This window comes from Henriciella aquimarina (assembly GCF_002088975.1).
Lineage (GTDB): Bacteria > Pseudomonadota > Alphaproteobacteria > Caulobacterales > Hyphomonadaceae > Henriciella > Henriciella aquimarina.
In genome coordinates, this window is record NZ_NCST01000104.1 from 1 (window position 1) to 20,255 (window position 20,255).

The window sequence follows — 20,255 nt, forward strand, 5'->3', positions numbered from 1 at the left end:
ATCTTGCCCTTCCGGGTTCGCACCTCTCTCCCCTGTATTCGCTTGCATCGCCTTGCATCCGCTTGCACGCCTTTCAGCCGGGCCATAAAAAGACGAGGACGGCGACGCCGTCCACATCCCGGACTTTTGTGACGCCGAAATACCGCCCGTCGAGCGAGCGTGGATGCGCATTCAGGAGGAAAATTTCGTCGTCCTGCACCACGACACATCCGTGCCATTCCGGCATTTTACGTCCCTGTGCATCACGCGACAAAGCCTTCGCGACGGGCTTTCCGTCGATAAAAATATCGAGATCTTCACGGCATATTTCTGCGCCGGGAAGCGCGGCGATCCGCTTTAGGAGAGGCCAGCCATCGCCGACATAACCTCGTGACGCTGACCATTTCGCAGCATCGCTATCGGCTGAGACGGCACCCCATCGGCCGAGGGTGAATTGGTCGCCGCTCAGCCGATAAAGCCCGATAGGCGCAGACCCGGTCCGGTTCCAGACAAGGTATTTTCGAACCGGGAGTGCGTGACTGGCAAGCGTGAGCCCTATGGCAGCCGTTGTGACGCTCACCATGGCCCACCTCACGACTCGGGCTTAATCCGCTCGGAGGTCGAGACATAAGTATGCCTGTTCGACCAGGTATCGAGGCTTGTACGCGTGTAGAAGACGCGGGCGCCGTGTTTTCGATAGACCGGCCCCCTGCCCTGGCAGCGATAATGATCCAGCGTGGAACGCGTCAGCCGCAGATATCTTGCGGCTTCCTCAACACTGAAGAACTCACTGTCATCCCCCTGGCCGGGGCTCGTATGTTCAATATCGGCCATTGCGATCTCCTTTCGTCAGTCCACCGTCCGATGAGACCAGACTGGCCGGAAGCAGGTCGAAATGGAGAGGCAAAACGCGCATGGCGGCTCTTGCCCGGCCGGCATAACCATCGCGCCCTGCAATGAGAGCCACCCCGGCCTGCATGCCCGGAGTGGCTCGTTTGCGACGGTGTTTCCGGCTAGTCGCGCGCGTTCCAGAGGATCACGTGCCGGCCTTTCTGGCCCTTGACCGGGGCAAGGTTGGCGAAGATCCGGCGCGGTCCGATCTGCGGGTCGGCGAGGGTGAGCGAGACATAGTCGCGTCCCGATGCCTTCGATTTCCGCATCCAGCCTCCGCCGATCTCGGTCGAGGTCTCGCCCGCATAGATGCGGAAGTCCGGCTGGTCCTCTTCGGTCTTGTCCGAATTCTTTTCAATGCGGATGGCGGCAGAGAGATTCATCATTGCGAGCGAACCTTCAAAACCGGTCTTGGTCTCGCTGACATATCCGAGTGCGTTTGCCATGGGGGTCTCCTTTTCTGTCCTTGGCATTGTCTCCGGGGACCCCTTGTCCCCGTCGACGCCGGACCGCCCGGACGGGGCTGAGGGGCCAGAACCCGAATGGGGCGAAGCGAATGCGGAGCACCGCCTGAGGCGAAGAAATTTGCCGCGCGAGGAGCCGCAAAGCGGCGGGGAAATTTCTTCGTGGCGGGCGGTTTCATGGCCGCTCAGCCCCCGTCCAGGTCTTCAAGGCAAAGACGGGAGCAAGGGGCCGGGGGATGCTCAGGGAAAAAGTACAGACCGCGTTCAAACGTCTCGGAGTGACCCAGCGAGACCTCAAGACGCGCGATTTTTTATGAGGGCATTTGCGCAATCGCCTAGGCATCAAAGCCGCCATCCTCGCGTCCCAGAATGCGCGAAGCCGCCCAGTGACATGCACCGGACGGCCCCTCATGCTGCCTGAACAGGAGATGAGTGTTCAGGCAGCGTCCTGTTGCTGTACAGGCGTCTCATTGGCCGCAGTTTCTGCCTCCACCTCGAACAGGCCCGCCACCCGTGCCCACGCATCGGCAGGCGGTGACCCGGCTCCTTCGACAAGGCGGGTCGGCGGAACTTGCATCCATCCCGGCCGCCAGTCGGGACTGGCTTCGCAGCCCTCACCTGCGATCCGGTTCGCCAGCACCTGCTTCTGCGCCTTGCCCGTGTCGGTCCGGTAGGAGTCGGCGAGCGAGGTCGTGGCAATATCTCCAATCATCGCATTGATGGCGCGCTTGTCCTTGGTGAGGTGGAAGAAGGTTTCGTCCGGCTTCCACGCCTTGGGCAGGTCGGTGCCACAGACATGCAGGACGGCTTCAACGATACCATTCCCGGCCTCAAGCGTGCGGGCCATGACGCTCGCCAGAACAGCCTGGACTTCATCATCCGACATGGCGAGCAGTGCGGAGAAAATCTTGCAGAGCCGGTAGTCATCCCCGTTCCGGCGAAGGGCCGGATCGACGTCGAGCGCCTTGAACAGGGCGTCCGCCTGCGCCGTCCTCTCGCCAAGTGTATCCACGGATGCCGAGCCTTCGACGCTCGCCTGCGTCTCATCCTTGCGGGCACGAAGCTCGAAAGGCTGGACATCCCAGAGCGCACTCCCAGCCATCGCATGCGCGACCATCAGGCGGAGCGCAATTGCAGGCGACGTGGCAAGGCTCGCCTGCGCGGCGGCATGTCGGTGGAGCAGGATATACTCGGCGAGCGGGCCGGACATTTCTGGCCGGATCGCTGGCAGAACAGTATCGCCATCGTCATTGGCGGAGCGCTCGCGCTTGCGGGCCTCGGCAGAGGTCACCTGTCCCTCATGGAACTGGACCGTCCCGTCATGGCGGATTTCAATGAAGACCTTTCCGCCATCTTCCTTGGCGCACCGGACATGGTCCCAGCGGTGGAAATACGCGCCGCGCTCAAGGCAGATGACATCGCACCAGCCAGCTTCCCTGTAGGCCTCAATCCGCTCGGCTATCGCGACGGATTGGGCCTGCCAGAACCGGTCGGCATCGGCGAACACGCCATGCTCGCCAAACAGGTCGGCACTGACCTGACCTTCATAAGTGTCCAAGTCGAACAGGGCCTTGTCGGTCGTTATGGTCGTCCCGCCCGTAATCCAAGCCTTGCAGGACCGGCCCATCGGGGCGCGCTCGGATTCGCTCTCGAAGAGGCGAAGCCATTCGGCCTGCTGGCCGGGCGTGGCGAGCGTCAGCGCGCGGATTGTTTCGCGGTCTAGCTCGTCCTCAGCGTAAAGCTTCCGGATCGGTTCGGCCAGCGAGGCGAGCGCGAGTACACGCCGCACCAGCAGCTCGGTCACCCCGAAAAAGGTCGCAATATCCTCAACCACCTTGCCTTCATCATGGAGCCGCTTGAATGCTTCATACTGCTCCATCTCGGTCGCTGGCAGGCGTCCGACATTCTCGATGACGGAGGCTGCAATCGCACTCGCCGCATCCTTCTCTGTCATGATCGCGCAGGGGACCAGTGGCATCTCGCCTGTCTCCCTCGCAATCTCTTTCAGGGCGAAGAAGCGGCGGCGTCCGGCAATGACGCCATAATATTTGCCTTCGCGGCGGACCAGCAATGTCTGGCGCAACCCGCTCTCACGGATGGATGGCAGGATGTCGGAAACGTCCGGCTTCTTCCGTCCGTGCCGCATATTGAGTTTGGAAATCCGAAGCGCGTCGAGCGGGATATGTTTGAGGTCGGGCTGTGCCATGGAGGTCTCCTTTTCTGGCGGGTAAAGCGAGAGGCCCAGCGCCCATGCCGGGCCTCTCCAATTGATCTTGGTGAAGGGAAAGCCGTCGCCGTCGCGGCTTGGTTCAGGGTCGGTTTCGCCCCAGTCATAGTCGCGGATCGTGATCAGGGGCGCGCGGCCCTCGACCCAGATTTCGGCGACCTGGGCCTCGGCAATGACCAGTGTCATGCGGGGCCGGGGGCCGAGCCTTTCAGCGAGGGAGCGGGCCGCGCTCATGTCGCGGCCCAGCCTGTCACGGTCGCCGCAAGCCGTGCCGCAGAGGCGCGGCCTGCGTTCAGCGCCTCGGACAATAGCTCGTTCGCAACCGTGGTGAGGTAGCTATTGTCCGCACCGGGATAATTACACTCGACGCCCCAGAGGCTCGCGGCTTGGTCGTCCAGTTCGATGCCGTCCCGCTCCACAGTGAGCACGATCCCGCAATAGAACCACTCACCCTTGCGCCATGCTTCCATGACGGCTTCGGCCTTGGCCTGTGCCTCGGCGAAGCGCTGACGAAAGCCATTCCCCGGCCCGATGAACCCCGGCGCATCCTTGTAGAGCGAAGGCCAGAATCCGTCCTGTCTCTGGTCCGGCGCGTCGGGGCGTCCCTCGGGAAAACGCTCCACTGGAGCGTTTCCTGATCCTCGGAACTCGGCGACAATCCGGGCCGTGAGGGTGAAGCCCTCGATCTCACAGCTGATTGTGTCGCCCTCGCAGGCGTATGCATCAAAGCGTTCGGTAAAGCTCATGACGCCCTCCGAAGCTCGAATCCCATCCGGTCGCAGAGCGCGCGTAACTCGCGCGTGTCTGCCTCGCTGAGGTCGTCACCAGACTGGTGATAGATCGTGCCCTGCGCGAACCCTTGCGCGGTCTTCACGACATGCGCCCAGCGATAGGGGCCACGTCCATCTTCGCGCGGTCTTGCCTGAAATCTCGCCATGGCGCTCACCGCGTCCAGAAGACGTGAACGTCTTCGAACCCTGTCTCGAACACCATGATGTCGCCATTGAGCTCCATGTCGCGGGCGAGCGCTGACCAGTCGATATAGTATTCGAGGGCTGCGGGGAATTCCGTCCCGGTGTCGCGGTACAATTCCTCCGCAAAGTCTGCCCGGCTCGAAAAGCAGCCTGCGTAATCGTCGAAAGCCGCCACGGCCTGCTCAAGGTCATCCCCGAAATGGCGACGGACCAGCGCGCCGAGCCTGCCATGTTCGGCAATAAAATCGGCCAGATTACAGACTGTCCCGAAGCTCGCATATTCCGACAGGTGCGCGCCTTCGAAGCCTTCATAGTCATGGATCGCCCATTCCTCGGCTCGCCGTATCGGCGACGCAGCCAGCATGGCGCGAACCTCGTCCATCACCTCATCCGGCGTGGTGGCCTCGATCCAGCGCCCGTGCAAGCAGCCATTATTGTAGGCGGCAAGGCAGGCCACATAAATACGGGGCCGGTCTGGAAATGTGGGTGCAGCGTCTGCCGCAAGGGGGGCTGAAGGTTGCGGTATGGTCATGGCGTCAGTCTCGTCTCCCCGCCCAAATGTCCCTCCCGCATCAGGCGGGGGTGGGCGGCGAGAAGGCCGGCAGGCCGGACCCATTAGCCGGTTGCGCAAGGCGGAAAGGTAGGACGCTGAGACCACTTCCAGACGCCTTCAGTCCCGTCGCCTTGCGCAAGCGGCGGGTGCGGGCAGACCGGTCGTCCGCCCACCTCCGTCTGAGAGGGAGACTGTCATGGACGCCGGAGGAACGGGCATAGGCCGTTCAGCAATAGCTCTGCCGCGCCTGCCGCTAGATGGTCATCCCTACCGTCCCAGAACCGCTTTTAAAGGCCAGGAAGGCTGCGACCCCTCTGCCCTGCAGTGGGAAGCGCAGCCTGGCGCGATCACCGGCGAGACACCCGCATGCCGCTGGGCTGCCCGGCAAGGGTGATCTGTTACCTCATTTCTCCCGCACTGCGCTGTGTGCGCTTCTTGAATAAGTTGTGCCCTTGCCCTTGCCGGATTGGGCAAGGTGATTGGCTTCGACAAGCGCCTGCAGGTGTTTCTTGACCGTGTTGCGGTTAGCGCCGGTCACGCGCACGATCATGGCATTGGTGATCTTGTCATGTTCACGGGCAAGATCGAGGATCTGGAGTGAAAGCTCAGGCAGGCTCTCAACCATGATCTTTTCCCGCTCGATCTTTTTCTGAAGCCGGTTTTTCTGCTGCTGAAGCGCTTTCAGGAAATAGCTCACCCACGGTGACCAGTTCGGCTTTTTGCTCCGGATGGTCTGCTGGGTCTGGCGAAGGGCAAGGTAGTAGCCTTCCTTGCTGTTCTCGACGACGCTTTCGAGCGAGCTGTAGGGCACATAGACATAGCCCGCACGCAGCAGGAGCAAGGTTGTCAGAACACGCGACAAGCGCCCGTTACCATCCTGGAAGGGATGGATTTCCAGAAAGACCACAGTGAAGACCGCAATGATTAGAAGCGGGTGGTGGGTCTCTGCTTCGAAAGCCTCATTGGTCCAGGCGACCAGCTCTTCCATCAGGCGCGGTGTGTCGAAGGGTGTGGCTGTCTGAAAGATCACGCCCACTTCATGGCCGTCCTCATCAAAGGCGCTCACATGGTTGGTGTTGGTCTTGTATTCACCGCGATGGCGTTCATCCTTCTGGCTGTAGGCAAGAAGGTCGCGGTGAAGCTGCTTGATATGGTTTTCCGTGAGTGTGATGTGGTCAGCATTCGAGAAGACTGTATCCATGACCTCGGCATAGCCGGCCACTTCCTGTTCATCGCGCGTCTCGAATGCCTTGATCTCGATATTGGAGAGAAGGCGCTCGACATCACGGTCTGAGAGCTTGCTGCCTTCGATCCGCGTGGAGGACCCGATACTCTCTATCGTCGCAACCCGGCGCAGGGCGGAGAGGCGCTCAGGGGCGAGTGTGCCGAGCGCGCGCCATGCGCCCTTGAACTCATCGATCTCTGCGATGAGTTTGAGCGTCTCCGAGGTGATTTCGAGTGTGCCTGCATTCAGGGTCATATCCAAAAATATACCCATAGATATCCATTAAGTCAAGAGAAGACGCTGATCGGCTTATCCAAAAGAATATCCATAAATATCCAATGAGACATCTAGCCGTCGAATACGGGGATGAGGGCGGGCTTCATATTATCCGGAATGACAAAGGCGACGCTCTGGCGCGCACGGGTAATGGCGACATAGACTTTTGCGATTGTCGACGGGGCATCCCCCAATCTGGCAAAGTCCCTATGCTTTATGGCATCGCGCAGCTTTCCGTGCGGAAAAATGATCACGCGCTCAAACGTGCATCCCTTGGCTGCCCCGAAATTCATCGGGCATCCAGGGACATTTTTGGTTCGCCTGTCCAATCTGAGTGGCTGTGGCTGAAAGGCCTCCATGTAGGCGGGCACATCAGATAGGCGCACTGCGAACACCCCATCATGGCCGGTCTCATCTGCGTTTAGCGACGTTGCCTTCGGAAGATCGGGATAGAGAAGATCGGCCAGATCACAGATCGCCTGAACGCATCTGTGCGAGCTTGTGTTGTAATCGATCGCCAAGCGGTCAGCCTTTTGCCACGCCTCGAACTTCGAAAGGATTCGGGCGCCACCAAATTGCGAATTCCGGCCAGAATTGTTGGTTTTGTAGGTGGCTTGGCGGATATCGCCGACCATTCGCACTTGTATATTGGTGGCGAAGATGTGCTCCAGCAGGTCGAGGTCATAGCCTGCCAGATCCTGAACTTCGTCGATGTATAATCGCTGGTAGATCTGCTCCAGTCTGCGAAGGGGTCGGCCACCCGTTCGTTGAATAACCTCACATCCGAACTGGGCGATCTTGTCGCTGAAAATGCTGTCGGGTTCGCTGAAGTAGTACCGGCCCACATCTGATTTGGGCACGTATCGGGCAGACCGGTCCTCTACGAACGTCAACTTTCTGACGGGCGTCTCGTGCAGGGTTCTTTGATAGGGGCGCACGAAATGCTTCAGAAGAAAGGTGAACCATGTGATGACATGCACGTGTTCTGGCACCACGCCTCGTTCGAGCAGGGCTTTTGTCCTGAGTTCGCCCGCTCCATTTCTCGTATATGTCAGAAGGGCTGATTTCTCATCGGCAGCAGCCAGGGCCTCACGAACAAGTCCTGTGGTCTTTCCTGACCCTGCGGTCGCGATGGTGACCAGATTATTCGATGGCATCCTGAATATACTGCGGCATGGTGATTTCTATATCTGACTCGAAGAGCCTTAAAGCAGACTGGGTCTTACGGTCTTCCATGTAAGCGGCAATGTCCTCACCGCTCTCAAACGTCGTTTCGAAAACTTCATTGAGGGTGTCTACCGAATTGACGGCAAGGAGGCTGGGTTCGAGCGTATGCTGAGCTTCATCCTCATTGAAGCAAATCCTCAGGCCGTCGATATCGAAATAGCCCTCATACTTGTTGCGAAGCTTTTCGAGGTTCCCGTCATTGTCGGTGACCACGCGAACCTGAAGCTGCATGAGCTTGGCGATATCGAGGAAGCGCTTGAAGGCGAGCGAGTTGACCGTGATGACCTCTACGCCGTCTTCCAGGGGCATACGCCCGAACCTCTGCTTGTAGGCCTTTTGCACCACTAGCTCGTCGGAGGGGCCTTCAACCAGTATCGTCTTTGCAGCCAAGACCATGCGTAGCGTGTCATGGCCCGGCAGTTTGAGGAAATAGTTCCGCGTCTCATCAGGTAGATCGCTCAACCGGACCCCGCTTGTCCCATCGAACATCAAGGTTCTGTCGATGCCGAGCTTGTTCAGCACGAAGCTGTTGTGTGTGGTCACGATCATCTGACGCTCGCCGACCTTTTCAGCGATGTAGGCAATCAACCTGTTGAGGTTCGTATGGGAGAGGTGGTTCTCCGGCTCCTCCAGCAGCAAGACCGGTCGTTCCTCACCGCCTTTGAGCGCCAGTTTTATCTTTACCGCGTTCTGTTCGCCCTTGCCGACCTGGCTCAGCGGAAGCTCGTCCAGATGTGGCAGAATGCTCGCGTCCCAACCGGCCTTCGCTGTCATATCGAGTCCAACGCTCAGCGCTTTGTCAGAGATTTCTCCTGAGTTTTCGCGCAGGTGTTCGTTTACGGCAGAAACGTTATCATCATCGTGGAAGAGCTCTCGCATATGGCGATAAGTCAGGGCCAGGTTTGCTTGCTGACTGGGCGATAGAAAGTCCCGTGCGATATCGACCACATACCGGTTGGCGGCGTAAGCGTTAGTGATCGCGCCAGGATCGATGAGCACCGGCTTGATTGGCGTCGAACGGATGTGCATGGGATCAAGGGCAAAGCTCTCCCACTCAACGTGGTAATACTCCACGGGCACCATTGTGAGCTTTTCCGGAGAGGCGATGACGGTTTCGTACTCAGCAGCGAATTTGTCATCGAGCTGGATGCGGAGCTTCACGCCAGAGCAGTCTTCCGCGCGCGTATTGTTGTCGCCTTTCAGTTCGGCCGGGGCGGTATCCTCGAAGTAGATCTCTACGAGAATATGAGGGGGCGGAACCGTTTGCCCGTCCCGGAGTGCGGCCACATATTCGGCCGTCACATCCTTATTGAAAAGATAGGGGTGCAGTTCATAGCCGGCCGGCCGCCTGTTCAGCTGTCCGGTCAGTCCCAAATTGATGGCTTCAAGAAGCGTGGACTTGCCGCACTCATTGTCACCGACCACGATGTTGAGGCCGGGTCGGAATTCGACATCAGTGTCCCTTAGACACTTATAGCTCTTGACGATCACGCGCTTGATCATTTTGCCCCCCTGTCTTGAAAAGATCAGGATAAATCGTCCTCAGACTTCAGTGAAAGAGCGACATTCAATAAGTCACAATTACGATCGCCAAGCGTGGAGGATATAGCCCTGATCTGCTTCCCAGCTTAACCGTCAAGCTTACTGAGCGCCCTCGCCGATCAGTCCCTTGTTCGCCATAACCCTTCAAGTCGGCAGTTACGCGACGCCAACGCGTTGCTAGAAAGAGCGGATGGCTTTCGCTTACAATCGAATAGAAACTCGAGAACCATACGGTACGGTCTGTCAAGCCACATCACGAAACCGGCTGACTTCCTCACCAAGCGAGGCCGGTGGCGGGCTCTCCGGACCCGGTTGTGAGATGATGAGTTGGGCGATTTCGAGCCCGCGCACCTGGAGCGCATCGATAGCCGTTAGCGTATGGGAGACGGCTCCCAGATAGGGCGCGGCGACCAGCAGGACAGGGAGGCCGAGGTCAGCCATCAGGTCGATCTGGAGAGCCTCATCGGTCAGCGGCGACATCACCCCACCTGCCCCCTCGACGAGGAGGCGGCCCGCCGGACACCCGGAAAGATGCGAGCGGACGAAATCGCGGATGGCCCGGTAATCCTGCTGAACACCCGTCTGCCGCATTGCGACATTCGGCGCCAGCGGCGCTTCGAACCGATGGAGGCAGATGTCCGAGACCGATAGGGAATTGACTTCGCGCCCGCACGCGGCCAGCAGCTGGCCAGCATCGGTCGCTGCAAGCTCAGCTTCCTCGAAGCCACTCATTACAGGCTTGACGGCATGCACCGCCAGGCCCGACCGGCGCCATGCCCTCAGCAGAGCGGACGAGACATAGGTCTTTCCGATTTCGGTCCCGATCGCGGTGACGAAGTAGCCCTTCATGCCGGCACGACTTCTTTCAGAGCTTGAGCGAGCCGCCTGACATCTGCCTCCGAATGGCCCGCCGCGAAGGTGATACGAAGACGCGATGTGCCTTCCGGTACTGTGGGCGGCCGAATGGCGGTGACGAGAAAGCCTTCCTGCTCGAGCGCAGCCGAGATCGCCATGGCCCGGTCCTCGTCGCCGATGATAACGGGTACGACCAAGCTTTCAGGCGCCGGAAGCGCCATGAGGTCACAAAACAGGGCCGCGTTCGACCGAGCCTGCACCGCACGTTCGGGTTCGGCTTTCATGATGTCGAGAGCCGCAAGGGCGGCCGCCAGGACCGGCGCCGGAAGGCCGGTGGTATAGACGAGGCTGCGCGCCCGGCTTGTCAGCATTTCAATGACAGGGGCTGGCGCGCAGACATAGCCGCCATATGCCCCGGCCGACTTTGACAGCGTTCCCATCTGGACGAGGGCAGGATTGGCCTGATCCAGCATGCCGAACCCGTGGGCGTCGTCCGTCATGAGCCAGGCCTCGTGGCGCTCGCAAAGGGCCGCGAGTTCGTCCAGTGGCGCAACATCGCCGTCCATGGAGAAGACGGTTTCCGTCATCAGCAGGACCTGGCCGGGCGCATCCTGCATCAGCGTCTCAGCGTGCCTTACATTATTGTGCTCGAAGATGCGGATTTCGGCGCCCGAAAGACGCGCGCCGGCGTGCATGCAGGAATGCGAAAGCTCATCCATCAGGATGGTGTCGCGACGGCCAACCAGCGCCGGAATTGCGCCAACATTCGCGAGATAGCCCGACCCGAAAACCAGGCAACTTTCCGTAGCTTTTATCTCTGCCAACCGGGACTCCAGAATGCCGTTCAACGGGCAGTTGCCCGTTATCAGGCGCGAAGCTCCTGCCCCAACGCCGTAGCGCCGCGCCGCCTCGCAGGCGGCATCGATCAGCCGTTCGTCACAGGCAAGCGATAGGTAATCATTGTCGCAGAAGGAAACGAGGTCACGGCCGGCGCGGCTCGCACGGGCTCCGGCCATCCGGTGGGTCGGCTTCAATGTGCGGTGTCGACCGGTTTCGTGCAGTTGCGCAACACGGGCTTCGGCATGTTGTGTCAGACGATCTAATGAACTCATGAAGCTGCGTGTCCTCGAACTCTACGCGGACATGTCCTAGTCAGCTGCAAACCCTTCGCAAGTCACCTGCCCCTTCAGGAGAACTAAACATGGACGACATCGAAAGCTGGTTCAGGAAAGGGCTGGATCATATCTGGCTCCCCTATGCGCAGATGAAGACCCAGCCGGACCCGGCGCCTATCTCCTCGACCGAAGGCGCACGCCTGAACATGGCCGATGGAACCACTCTCATCGACGGGGTTGGCAGCTGGTGGACGAGCGTGCACGGCTACAATCATCCCGCCCTGCTCAAGGCTGCACATGAACAGCTGGAGACAATGCCTCACATCATGCTGGGCGGGCTTGCGCATGAGCAGGCCTACAGGCTGGCCTCGCGTTTGTCGCAGGTGACGCCAGGCGATCTCTGCAGAACCTTCTTCACTGAATCCGGGTCGGTGGCCGTGGAAGTCGCGATGAAGGTCGCCGTGCAGTATGCGATGAACCGGACAGGAGCGCGGCGGACGCGGTTCGTCAGCTTCAAGGGCGGGTACCACGGGGACACGTTCGCGACCATGTCGGTCTGCGATCCGGAGGAAGGCATGCACAGCCTCTTCGCCGGGGTCGTGCCGGAACAGTATGTCGTCGACCTCCCGGATACTGATGATCGCGCCGCAGCCTTAGACAGGCTGCTGTCCGGCCATGACGACATTGCCGCCGTCATTGTCGAGCCGCTGATCCAGGGCGCAGGCGGAATGCACATGCATTCACCTGAAACGCTGAAAGCGTTGCGGGAGGTCTGCGACCGGCACGGCGTGCTGCTGATCTTCGACGAGATCTTCACTGGCTTCGGCAGGACGGGAGAAATCTTCGCCGCCGACCGTGCCGGCGTGACGCCCGACATTCTCTGCCTCGGCAAGGCGCTGACGGGCGGCGTCACGCCGCTTGCCGCCACGATTGCAAGCCGGAAGGTGTATGACGCATTCCATACCGACTCTCCCGAATATGCCCTCATGCACGGCCCGACCTTCACCGGACATGCCATCGGCTGCGCCGTGGCGAATGCCGGGCTCGACCTGTTCGAGAACGAACCGCGCCTTGAGCAGGTCCGCGCGATCGAGCGACAGCTGCTGGACGAGCTTGCACCGCTCTCCAGCCAGCCGGGCGTCGCAGATGTCCGTATCTGCGGGGCGGTGGCCGCCGTGGAGTTCGAGAAGGATTTCAACGTCAATGCCGCGCGAAGCTGGTTTATCGAGCGGGGCACTTTCATCCGGCCGCTGGGAACAGTCGTTTACCTTACACCCGCCTACGTCATCGAAGCTGCGGACCTTTCGTCTCTGACGAACGCGGTCTCGGAATTTGCAGAATCCAGGGTCGTATGACGCAATCCTGCGCGTATTGGGCCGGCGAGTGGCCAGAGAAGAAAGGTCGTGGGCCCTCAAGCTCATGAGATCGGATCGGTGCCCTCGCCAAGCAGGTCGAGATAGCGTGTATACGCAAGGACACGCGCGCGGCCGGTTAATTCCGAAACAATCCCCTGTTTCCGGAGATTCTATAGCCCGCCCGTCGCTGCCGGGAAGGATACCCGTTCGCTCTCTGCAGCCATTCCGATCGAGACGAGGGGATGGGTCTGCAGGACGCTGAATATCTGCCGGGCGGTCGGCGCGCGGCGCGGTCAAGTCGAGTGAGCTTCCCGGCATCCTCCACGAACATGGCCTCGATCGTTCGCGCCGCCTCATGGGCCTGCCGGGCAATGTCACGCCCACGGGTCAGGAAAAATTCGAGCCAGGCTTCCCAGCGGCCATATTTGCGCACCTCCTGCAGGAGGACATAATGGATTGTCTCAAACTGTAGATGCGCGAGACCGGCGGCAATCCCCTTTCCTCTTCATGGAGGGAACGCTCGCTCCCGGCATTGCGGCTTTTTCATAAAGCAGGAGATCAAAGAGCGAGGCGTCCGGCGCGACCGCACGGACGCCGTCGAGCTGCCCAAGGCGTACATCGCTTCACTGACAAGAGCCGAAAGGTCTGTCAGATCAAGAACAGGTTCGGGCAGGAGAGGCTTGGGCACATAGGCGCGAACGATTTAATCTGCGACAAAGCTTGTCGCGTAGGTCCCAACCCGTTCCTGGGGAAGATTATGATCCCGTATCCTTTAACAAGCAACAACCCTTATCAAGGGATGATGGGTTTAACTTTAACAACAAATCCGCCTATTAATGGCAGGCCATCATGCGGCAGCCTGATAAGGCCCAAGATGCCCGTCCAGAAGCTCGATAAGATAGCCCCCATCGCGCAGGCTTTCGGCCTTGTTGACCAGATATTTGACTGCGTCGCGCATCGTCCCCCGATCATCGGACCACTCTGCATCGACGGCCTCCTTGCCATACAGGACCGCTGCGATGTCCCTACGGCTCATTCCGAGTTCAAGACAATCAAGCGCGATCAGACCATCACGAAGGATCTGGGTGCGTTTCGACCAGAGCGGCGTCTGGACTGCGCTTGTGCTGCCATAGAGTTCGAGCGCTTCCTTCTGCGCCTTCAATTTGCGCTCATAGGCATCCATGTCGGAAATCGTCAGCTCCATTCGGACCGTCTCGATGCTGAGAAGGGAAAGCCCCGTACAACAGACCTGCACGACGCAGCCATTGCCGCGGAGAAGCAGAAACTCCCGCCCCTCCCCATCTGTAAGATGAGTGACCTTGCAGGCGGGCATGGTGCGCTCAAAGATGCGGCAAGGTTCGGCCTCGGCTCTCGGGCTGCAATGAACTTCGACCTGGTCTGGATGGACGGCCCGGCTCCAGAAGACGTCGGCCTCGAACCCGTTCAGTTCCGGATCCGGCATGATGATCAGGCCCCACCGCGCGGCAAGGGTTTGCGCCGTCCTCGGCCGCAACAGCCGGACCGGCGCACAGGGGGCCATGCGCTCCGAGATATCGTCTTCATGACGTGAGACGGCATCTGCGCGGAATCTCTCATTGCGCCGGAGATATTCCCAGGCCCAGCGGTCCGAGGAGAGGTTCGAGAGATAGTCGTAGCGCTTCAGCGCGCCATCGGATCTGAGTGGATAGGTTTTCATCGTTGTTTCCCTTCACACGGGAAATTCTGCAATCAGAGTGCCATTCCACTCAATCTGAGGGTGGCGTTAATCTTTCAGGCCAGAATGGTAATACATTTGTCCCTAAATGACCGCCCTGCCCCCCGCCGGAAGGTTTGAGTAACCCTGATCACCCGGCCCGGTGAGCCGGCATCCTGCAATAGTCCCTTTGCGAGACATCGCGCCGGGCTGGGCAAGACTGTCCAGCTTAGCCTACCATCCAACTCCACCTGATCCCCCTCGCCTGACAAGATCGCCTCGACCAGTCAGAGGGATGCCGGGCGATGGCACATGCGGAACACGTACAGGAAACCAGAAACCGCCAGTCGGCCATGCTGCGGACCGCCTTCTGCCCGGTCGTCCGGGCGGCGCTGGAAGCGCCGGACACGATCGAGATCATGGCCAACCCCGATCGTTCGGTCTGGATCGAGATCGCCGGCATTGGCCTGACCCTCTCGGATCATCGTCTTGGAGCTGCCGACCGGGAACGGGTCATCCGCCTGGTCGCCTCCGGGGCGGGAGAAGCCGCAAACCACACCTCCCCCATCGTCTCAGCCGAACTCCCCGGCACTGGCGAGCGGTTCGAAGGCCTTCTCCCGCCCATTACGACTGCCCCCTGCTTTTCGATCCGAAAGCCGGCCGCGACACCGTTCAGTCTTCAGGACTATGTTTCGCAACAGGCGCTTTCGCCAGCGCTTTGCGCTGCCTTGCGAGAGGCGATTGGCGCACATGCCAACATCCTGATCGCAGGCGGTACCTCTTCGGGCAAAACCACGTTCACGAACGCCCTGCTTGCCGAGCCTGCTTTCGAATCCGACCGCATCCTCATTCTTGAAGATACACGCGAACTCCGCTGCGCCGCGGCCAATGCCGTCCAGCTGCGAACGCAAAGGGACAATGTTTCACTCCAGCAGCTCGTGCGCTCGACGCTCCGTCTGCGGCCCGACCGGATTATCGTCGGTGAAGTCCGCGGCGCCGAAGCGCTCGACCTCCTCAAGGCCTGGAACACGGGCCATCCGGGAGGGATCACGACGCTTCACGCCAACTCCGCGCATGGTGCGCTGAAGCGCCTTGAGCAACTGACACTCGAAGCGACGACACGCCCGCCTCACGATCTGATCGCCGAAGCCGTGGACGTTGTCCTCTTCATGAGCCGGACGGGTGGCCAGCGCAAAATCCAGGAAGCCCTCCGCATTACCGGCTTTGACAGCACCGCCTATGTCACGGCGCCGCTCATTACCCCGCAGCTTTCCCTCGTCACGCAAGGAGACCAGACGTGAACCACCATAGATCCACTTGGGCTGCCAATCGGACGCTTAAGATCGCGGCCGCCGCGGCTATCACTCTAGCGCTTGCCACTCCCGCTCATGCGGCCGGCACGGGCATGCCCTGGGAAGGACCGCTCGACCAGATCCTGCAATCGATTGAAGGCCCGGTCGCCCGTATCGTCGCGGTGATCATCATCACCCTGACCGGTTTAACCCTCGCCTTCGGCGAGACATCCGGCGGTTTCCGCAAGCTGATCCAGATCGTGTTCGGTCTCTCCATCGCCTTCGCGGCGACGAGCTTCTTCCTGACCTTCTTCAGCTTCGGCGGCGGCGCGCTGGTCTGATGGGTGACGACCGTTTTTCTGCAAGAAGACGAAACGCTCCGGTGGAGCGTTTCGAGGGAGGAACGCAATGAGCGTCAACGAATGCCAAGGCTATGAAATCCCCCTGCACCGGTCCCTCACCGAGCCGATCCTGATGGCGGGCGCGCCTCGCGCGGCCGCCATCGCCACCGGGACTCTCGCTGCCGCCCTCGCCCTTGGTCTCCGGCTCTGGATCCCCGGCCTCCTGCTCTGGCTGCTCGGCCATTCGGCGGCCGTGTTCATGGCCAGGAGCGATCCGGATTTCATGGCCGTTGCCAGCCGTTCGACCCGCCACAAGGAGCATCTTCAATGCTGAACCTGAAAGAGTATTGCGAACGCCCGCGCCTGCTGGCGGACTACCTCCCCTGGGCCTGTCTCGTCGCGCCGGGTGTGGTCCTCAACAAGGATGGCAGCTTCCAGACGACCTTCCGTTATCGCGGCCCGGATCTCGAAAGCTCCACCGAAGAAGAACTCGTCTCCGTCATGGCGCGGGTCAACAACGTGCTGCGCCGGTTCGGCTCGGGCTGGGCGCTCTTCTTCGAAGCCCAGCGCGATGAAGTGCATGACTATCCGGAATGTGTATTTCCGGATGCTGCATCCTGGTTGGTCGATCAGGAGCGTGGCCTGCAGAGTGAAGAAGCGGGTGCCAGATATGAGAGCTCCTACTATCTGACCCTGCTCTGGCTCCCGCCAGCCGACACGACGGGCCGCGCCGAGAAGGCATTGATCGAACGCGCCGAGACGGAAGACGCAGAAACCTGGCGTCACCGGCTGGAGATGTTCGAACAACATGCCGCGCGCGTTTTCGACCTGCTGGCAACCTGTCTCGCAGAGATCCACCGCCAAAGCGACGACGAGACGCTCACCTATCTCCACTCGACAATTTCGACCAAGCGGCATGCCGTGGTCACACCGGAACTGCCCGTCTTCCTCGATGCCGTGCTGGCCGACGAGCCCTTTGCCGGAGGGCTGGAGCCCACGATCGGAGAGGCGCATCTCCGGACACTGACAATCCTCGGATTTCCGGCCTCTACCCTGCCCGGCATTCTGGACGAGCTGAACCGGCAGGGATTTTCCTATCGCTGGGCGACCCGCTTCATCGCCATGGACAAGACGGAAGCCGAAAAAGTACTCGGCAAGAAACGCCGGCACTGGTTCGCCAAACGCAAATCCATCAGCGCCGTCCTGCGCGAGACCATGTTTAATGAGCAGGCCGCGCTACTGGACACCGACGCTGACAATAAAGCCGGCGATGCCGATGCGGCCCTGCAAGAGCTTGGCTCAGACCTTGTCTCATATGGCTATGTCACCACCACCATCAGTGTTGCGCATGAAGACCGCCGCACCGTCGACGAGCATATCCGCATCGCTGAACGGATCATCAATGGGCGCGGTTTCACCGCGATCCGCGAAACCCTCAACGCCGTCGAAGCCTGGCTGGGAAGCCTCCCAGGCCACCCATACGCCAATGTCCGCCAGCCCATCTTGCATACGTTGAACCTCGCCCATATGGTCCCGCTGTCGGCCGTCTGGGCGGGCGAAGCGGAGAACACGCACCTCAGCGCCCCCGCCCTCATCCAGGCGCAGACCGATGGCACGACCCCCTTCCGGCTAAACCTGCATGTCGGCGATGTCGGGCACACGCTGGTCGTCGGTCCGACCGGCGCGGGCAAGTCGGTGCTCCTGTCCCTGATCGCGATGCAATGGAAACGCTACACTGACGCGCAGGTCTTCATCTTCGACAAGGGGCGCTCATCCCGCGCAGCAACACTCGCCATGGGCGGCGCACATGTCGACCTCGGCGGTGCGGACGCGCCAAGCCTCCAGCCGCTCAAGGACATAAATACAGATCCCGGCGCGAGCTTCGCCGCCGACTGGCTGTCCAGTCTGTGCGCCCATGAAGGCGTTGCCATGACACCGGACCTCAAGGCGCGACTCTGGGAAGGCGTGCAGGCGCTGGCCTCCGCGCCGGAACCCGAACGGACCCTGACCGGCCTCACCCTGATGCTGCAGGACGAAACCCTTAAATCCGCCCTGCACCCCTTCACCCTGGAAGGCCCGCATGGCCGCCTGCTCGATAGCGACCATGAAAGTCTCAGCCTCGCGAACACGGTCTGCTTCGAAATGGAAGCGCTGATGCACGTGAAAGGCGCCGCGCTTCCCGTGCTGACCTATCTCTTTCACCGGCTCGAAGCCCGATTCGATGGGCGGCCCACCCTACTCATCCTCGATGAAGCCTGGCTCTTCCTCGACGACCCGCTGTTTGCTGCCCGCATTCGCGAATGGCTGAAGACCCTCCGCAAGAAAAATGTTGCCGTCGTCTTCGCCACCCAGTCCCTGGCCGACATCGCCAACAGCTCCATCGCGCCCGCCCTCATCGAATCCTGCCCGACACGGATTTTCCTTCCAAACGAGCGCGCGCAGGAGCCGCAATCGAGAGAAACCTATGAGCGCTTCGGGCTCAATGCCCGGCAGGTGGAACTGATCAGCCAGGCGACACCAAAGCGCGACTATTACTACCAGTCGCCGCTCGGTTGCCGCGTCTTCGAGCTTGGCCTCGGGCCGATCACGCTCGCCCTCTGCGGCGCGTCCAGCCCGATTGACCAGGAACGCATCAACCGGACGCTGGCCGAGGCCGAACCGGAAGACTTCGCGGAGACGTTCCTGCACGCGAAAGGCCTTCCCTGGGCTGCGGACCTGCTCGCCCGCTGGCCGGGTCACGTGCCGGGTCCAGAGCCCTCCGTCCCATCCAGCGACATGATCGCCGCCGAATAGGAGCCAGACATGAAACGCACCCTCTCCGGCCTTGCCGGCATCCTGATCCCCCTCGCCGCCGTGCCCCTGACAGTGGTCGTCGCTCCGCCCGCTCAGGCTCAGCTCGCGGTCTATGATCCGGCAAACCATGTTCAGAACGTGCTGCAGGCCGTCCGGGCGCTCCAGCAAATCGATCAGCAGATCGAACAGCTCACTCATGAGATCGAGATGCTGGAGAACATGGCCCGCAATCTTGAAACCCTGCCCGTCAATGTCGCCGAAGCGATTATTCTGGACCGGATCAAGCGGATCGAAGAATTGATGCGGGACGCTGAAGGTATCGGCTATGGCGTCGAAGAAGTTGAACGCGAATACGAAGAAGTCTACCCGGAAACCTATGGCGAGGAACCTCCCCGGCAGGGTGTCCTGGTCGAGGATGCAAGACAGCGCTGGCGCCAGTCACGGTCTGCCTATCGCGATACGCTGGTCACGGTCTCAGCCGCCCTCGAAGACAATGAAACCGATGCCGAAGCGATCGCCGGTCTGATCGAAACCAGCCAGAATGCCGTCGGCAATCTGCAGGCCGTCCAGGCCGGCAACCAGATCGAAGCGATGCAGACCCAGCAGCTCATCCAGATGGAGAGCATGATGGCGGCCTATTACCGGGCCGAAGCGCTCGAACGCGCCCGGGAACTCGCCGAAGCCGAGCGCGGCCGCGCCCGCACCAAATCCTTCCTGGAGAACTGAAGCCAGCCATGGACGTGATCGACACCTTCCTTGCGACGTTCATCGCCTATATCGACAGCGGGTTCGGCCTGCTAGCGGGTGATGTCGCGTATCTGTCGACCACGCTGATCGCCATCGATATCACGCTGGCGGGTCTCTTCTGGGCGCTGGCGCAGAATTCGGACGTCATCGCCGGACTGTTGAAGAAAGTCCTCTATGTCGGCGTCTTCGCCTTCATCATCGGCAATTTCTCCGTCCTTGCCAATATCATCTTCGAGAGTTTCGCCGAACTCGGCGTCACCGCCGTTGGCGGCACGATGACAGCGGACGATCTCCTCCGGCCGGGCTTCATTGCGAGCGTCGGTTTCGAGGCGGCAAAACCCCTGCTGGAAGAGATCGGTGACATGCTGGGACCGATTTCGTTCTTCCACAACTTCATCATGATCGCCGTCATGCTGATCGCCTGGGCGGTGATCATGGTCGCCTTCTTCGTCCTAGCGGTGCAGCTCTTCATCACAATCCTGGAATTCAAACTGACGACACTTGCCGGGTTCGTACTCGTGCCCTTTGCGCTCTGGAACAAGACAAGCTTCCTCGCCGAACGTGTCCTCGGCAATGTCATCACCTCCGGTGTGAAGCTGATGGTGCTCGCTGTCATCATCGGCATCGGCTCGACCCTGTTCGCCTCTGTCACAGATGCGTTCCGCACCGGCGCAGATGTCACACTGGCCCAAATCATGGGGACCGT

General features: G+C 60.5%; 20 protein-coding genes. 7 read left to right on the top strand and 13 right to left on the bottom strand.

Going from position 1 to position 20,255, the window contains the following annotated elements; translation table 11 throughout:
• Window positions 1-73: 73 nt before the first annotated feature.
• From B8784_RS16085 to B8784_RS16140, 12 genes are all read right to left on the bottom strand, one after another.
• Window positions 74-562, bottom strand: coding sequence for a S26 family signal peptidase (locus B8784_RS16085; RefSeq protein WP_084397227.1), 489 nt, complete (start codon window positions 560-562; stop codon window positions 74-76).
• Between the two features lie 8 nt (window positions 563-570).
• Complete coding sequence (locus B8784_RS16090) at window positions 571-813, bottom strand: helix-turn-helix domain-containing protein (protein ID WP_084397160.1); 243 nt, start codon at window positions 811-813, stop codon at window positions 571-573.
• Between the two features lie 179 nt (window positions 814-992).
• The gene (locus B8784_RS16095) at window positions 993-1,316 is read right to left on the bottom strand and encodes a DUF736 domain-containing protein (RefSeq protein WP_084398932.1); all 324 of its coding nucleotides are present in this window, start codon (window positions 1,314-1,316) and stop codon (window positions 993-995) included.
• 454 nt (window positions 1,317-1,770) lie between these two features.
• Window positions 1,771-3,795 (bottom strand): ParB/RepB/Spo0J family partition protein, encoded by a 2,025-nt coding sequence (locus tag B8784_RS16100; RefSeq protein WP_084398933.1) that lies wholly within the window; start codon window positions 3,793-3,795, stop codon window positions 1,771-1,773.
• Window positions 3,792-4,307: a hypothetical protein gene (locus B8784_RS16105; RefSeq protein ID WP_084398934.1), complete on the bottom strand. Its 516-nt coding sequence runs from the start codon at window positions 4,305-4,307 to the stop codon at window positions 3,792-3,794. The genes B8784_RS16100 and B8784_RS16105 overlap by 4 nt, the downstream gene beginning before the upstream one ends.
• Window positions 4,304-4,498: a hypothetical protein gene (locus tag B8784_RS16110; protein ID WP_084398949.1), complete on the bottom strand. Its 195-nt coding sequence runs from the start codon at window positions 4,496-4,498 to the stop codon at window positions 4,304-4,306. The genes B8784_RS16105 and B8784_RS16110 overlap by 4 nt, the downstream gene beginning before the upstream one ends.
• 5 nt (window positions 4,499-4,503) lie before the next feature.
• Complete coding sequence (locus B8784_RS16115) at window positions 4,504-5,067, bottom strand: antirestriction protein ArdA (RefSeq protein WP_084398935.1); 564 nt, start codon at window positions 5,065-5,067, stop codon at window positions 4,504-4,506.
• 424 nt (window positions 5,068-5,491) lie between these two features.
• On the bottom strand, window positions 5,492-6,568 hold the full coding sequence (locus B8784_RS16120) for a Fic family protein (RefSeq protein ID WP_084398936.1): 1,077 nt from the start codon (window positions 6,566-6,568) through the stop codon (window positions 5,492-5,494).
• Window positions 6,569-6,660: 92 nt separating this feature from the next.
• On the bottom strand, window positions 6,661-7,746 hold the full coding sequence (locus B8784_RS16125; protein ID WP_084398937.1) for an AAA family ATPase: 1,086 nt from the start codon (window positions 7,744-7,746) through the stop codon (window positions 6,661-6,663).
• The gene (locus B8784_RS16130; protein WP_084398938.1) at window positions 7,733-9,319 is read right to left on the bottom strand and encodes an ATP-dependent nuclease; all 1,587 of its coding nucleotides are present in this window, start codon (window positions 9,317-9,319) and stop codon (window positions 7,733-7,735) included. The genes B8784_RS16125 and B8784_RS16130 overlap by 14 nt, the downstream gene beginning before the upstream one ends.
• Before the next feature lie 282 nt (window positions 9,320-9,601).
• Window positions 9,602-10,207: a dethiobiotin synthase gene (gene bioD, locus B8784_RS16135; RefSeq protein WP_084398939.1), complete on the bottom strand. Its 606-nt coding sequence runs from the start codon at window positions 10,205-10,207 to the stop codon at window positions 9,602-9,604.
• On the bottom strand, window positions 10,204-11,325 hold the full coding sequence (locus B8784_RS16140) for an aminotransferase class I/II-fold pyridoxal phosphate-dependent enzyme (RefSeq protein ID WP_084398940.1): 1,122 nt from the start codon (window positions 11,323-11,325) through the stop codon (window positions 10,204-10,206). Before B8784_RS16140 ends, bioD begins: the two co-directional genes overlap by 4 nt.
• An 89-nt stretch (window positions 11,326-11,414) precedes the next feature.
• Between B8784_RS16140 and B8784_RS16145 the strand changes: the two genes are divergently transcribed.
• Window positions 11,415-12,683, top strand: coding sequence for an adenosylmethionine--8-amino-7-oxononanoate transaminase (locus B8784_RS16145; protein WP_084398941.1), 1,269 nt, complete (start codon window positions 11,415-11,417; stop codon window positions 12,681-12,683).
• An 847-nt stretch (window positions 12,684-13,530) separates the two neighbouring features.
• Here the strand turns inward: B8784_RS16145 and B8784_RS16150 are convergent.
• Window positions 13,531-14,379, bottom strand: coding sequence for a DNA -binding domain-containing protein (locus B8784_RS16150; protein WP_084398942.1), 849 nt, complete (start codon window positions 14,377-14,379; stop codon window positions 13,531-13,533).
• 302 nt (window positions 14,380-14,681) lie between these two features.
• On the opposite strand from B8784_RS16150, the gene trbB reads away from it, so the two are divergent.
• The 6 genes from trbB to trbL form a co-directional block, all read left to right on the top strand.
• Window positions 14,682-15,677: a P-type conjugative transfer ATPase TrbB gene (gene trbB / locus B8784_RS16155; protein ID WP_084398943.1), complete on the top strand. Its 996-nt coding sequence runs from the start codon at window positions 14,682-14,684 to the stop codon at window positions 15,675-15,677.
• Window positions 15,674-16,009, top strand: a complete 336-nt coding sequence (locus B8784_RS16160; RefSeq protein WP_084398944.1) for a TrbC/VirB2 family protein — start codon at window positions 15,674-15,676, stop codon at window positions 16,007-16,009. The genes trbB and B8784_RS16160 overlap by 4 nt, the downstream gene beginning before the upstream one ends.
• Before the next feature lie 67 nt (window positions 16,010-16,076).
• Window positions 16,077-16,343, top strand: a complete 267-nt coding sequence (locus B8784_RS16165; RefSeq protein ID WP_084398945.1) for a VirB3 family type IV secretion system protein — start codon at window positions 16,077-16,079, stop codon at window positions 16,341-16,343.
• Window positions 16,337-18,802, top strand: a complete 2,466-nt coding sequence (gene trbE, locus B8784_RS16170; protein ID WP_084398946.1) for a conjugal transfer protein TrbE — start codon at window positions 16,337-16,339, stop codon at window positions 18,800-18,802. Before B8784_RS16165 ends, trbE begins: the two co-directional genes overlap by 7 nt.
• 9 nt (window positions 18,803-18,811) lie before the next feature.
• The gene (gene trbJ, locus B8784_RS16175) at window positions 18,812-19,528 is read left to right on the top strand and encodes a P-type conjugative transfer protein TrbJ (RefSeq protein ID WP_084398947.1); all 717 of its coding nucleotides are present in this window, start codon (window positions 18,812-18,814) and stop codon (window positions 19,526-19,528) included.
• A gap of 8 nt (window positions 19,529-19,536) precedes the next feature.
• A partial coding sequence (trbL, locus tag B8784_RS16180; RefSeq protein ID WP_084398948.1) for a P-type conjugative transfer protein TrbL occupies window positions 19,537-20,255 on the top strand: 719 nt, incomplete at its 3' end.

Excerpts from the sequence above, each read along its gene's own strand:
- B8784_RS16115 (WP_084398935.1), bottom strand. The coding sequence starts at position 5,067 with ATGACCATACCGCAACCTTCAGCCCCCCTTGCGGCAGACGCTGCACCC.
- bioD (WP_084398939.1), bottom strand. The coding sequence starts at position 10,207 with ATGAAGGGCTACTTCGTCACCGCGATCGGGACCGAAATCGGAAAGACC.
- B8784_RS16140 (WP_084398940.1), bottom strand. The coding sequence starts at position 11,325 with ATGAGTTCATTAGATCGTCTGACACAACATGCCGAAGCCCGTGTTGCG.
- B8784_RS16165 (WP_084398945.1), top strand. The coding sequence starts at position 16,077 with ATGAGCGTCAACGAATGCCAAGGCTATGAAATCCCCCTGCACCGGTCC.
- trbE (WP_084398946.1), top strand. The coding sequence starts at position 16,337 with ATGCTGAACCTGAAAGAGTATTGCGAACGCCCGCGCCTGCTGGCGGAC.
- B8784_RS16110 (WP_084398949.1), bottom strand. The coding sequence starts at position 4,498 with ATGGCGAGATTTCAGGCAAGACCGCGCGAAGATGGACGTGGCCCCTAT.
- B8784_RS16095 (WP_084398932.1), bottom strand. The coding sequence starts at position 1,316 with ATGGCAAACGCACTCGGATATGTCAGCGAGACCAAGACCGGTTTTGAA.
- B8784_RS16100 (WP_084398933.1), bottom strand. The coding sequence starts at position 3,795 with ATGAGCGCGGCCCGCTCCCTCGCTGAAAGGCTCGGCCCCCGGCCCCGC.
- B8784_RS16090 (WP_084397160.1), bottom strand. The coding sequence starts at position 813 with ATGGCCGATATTGAACATACGAGCCCCGGCCAGGGGGATGACAGTGAG.
- B8784_RS16150 (WP_084398942.1), bottom strand. The coding sequence starts at position 14,379 with ATGAAAACCTATCCACTCAGATCCGATGGCGCGCTGAAGCGCTACGAC.
- B8784_RS16125 (WP_084398937.1), bottom strand. The coding sequence starts at position 7,746 with ATGCCATCGAATAATCTGGTCACCATCGCGACCGCAGGGTCAGGAAAG.
- B8784_RS16145 (WP_084398941.1), top strand. The coding sequence starts at position 11,415 with ATGGACGACATCGAAAGCTGGTTCAGGAAAGGGCTGGATCATATCTGG.
- B8784_RS16105 (WP_084398934.1), bottom strand. The coding sequence starts at position 4,307 with ATGAGCTTTACCGAACGCTTTGATGCATACGCCTGCGAGGGCGACACA.
- B8784_RS16085 (WP_084397227.1), bottom strand. The coding sequence starts at position 562 with ATGGTGAGCGTCACAACGGCTGCCATAGGGCTCACGCTTGCCAGTCAC.
- B8784_RS16130 (WP_084398938.1), bottom strand. The coding sequence starts at position 9,319 with ATGATCAAGCGCGTGATCGTCAAGAGCTATAAGTGTCTAAGGGACACT.
- trbJ (WP_084398947.1), top strand. The coding sequence starts at position 18,812 with ATGAAACGCACCCTCTCCGGCCTTGCCGGCATCCTGATCCCCCTCGCC.
- B8784_RS16120 (WP_084398936.1), bottom strand. The coding sequence starts at position 6,568 with ATGACCCTGAATGCAGGCACACTCGAAATCACCTCGGAGACGCTCAAA.
- trbB (WP_084398943.1), top strand. The coding sequence starts at position 14,682 with ATGGCACATGCGGAACACGTACAGGAAACCAGAAACCGCCAGTCGGCC.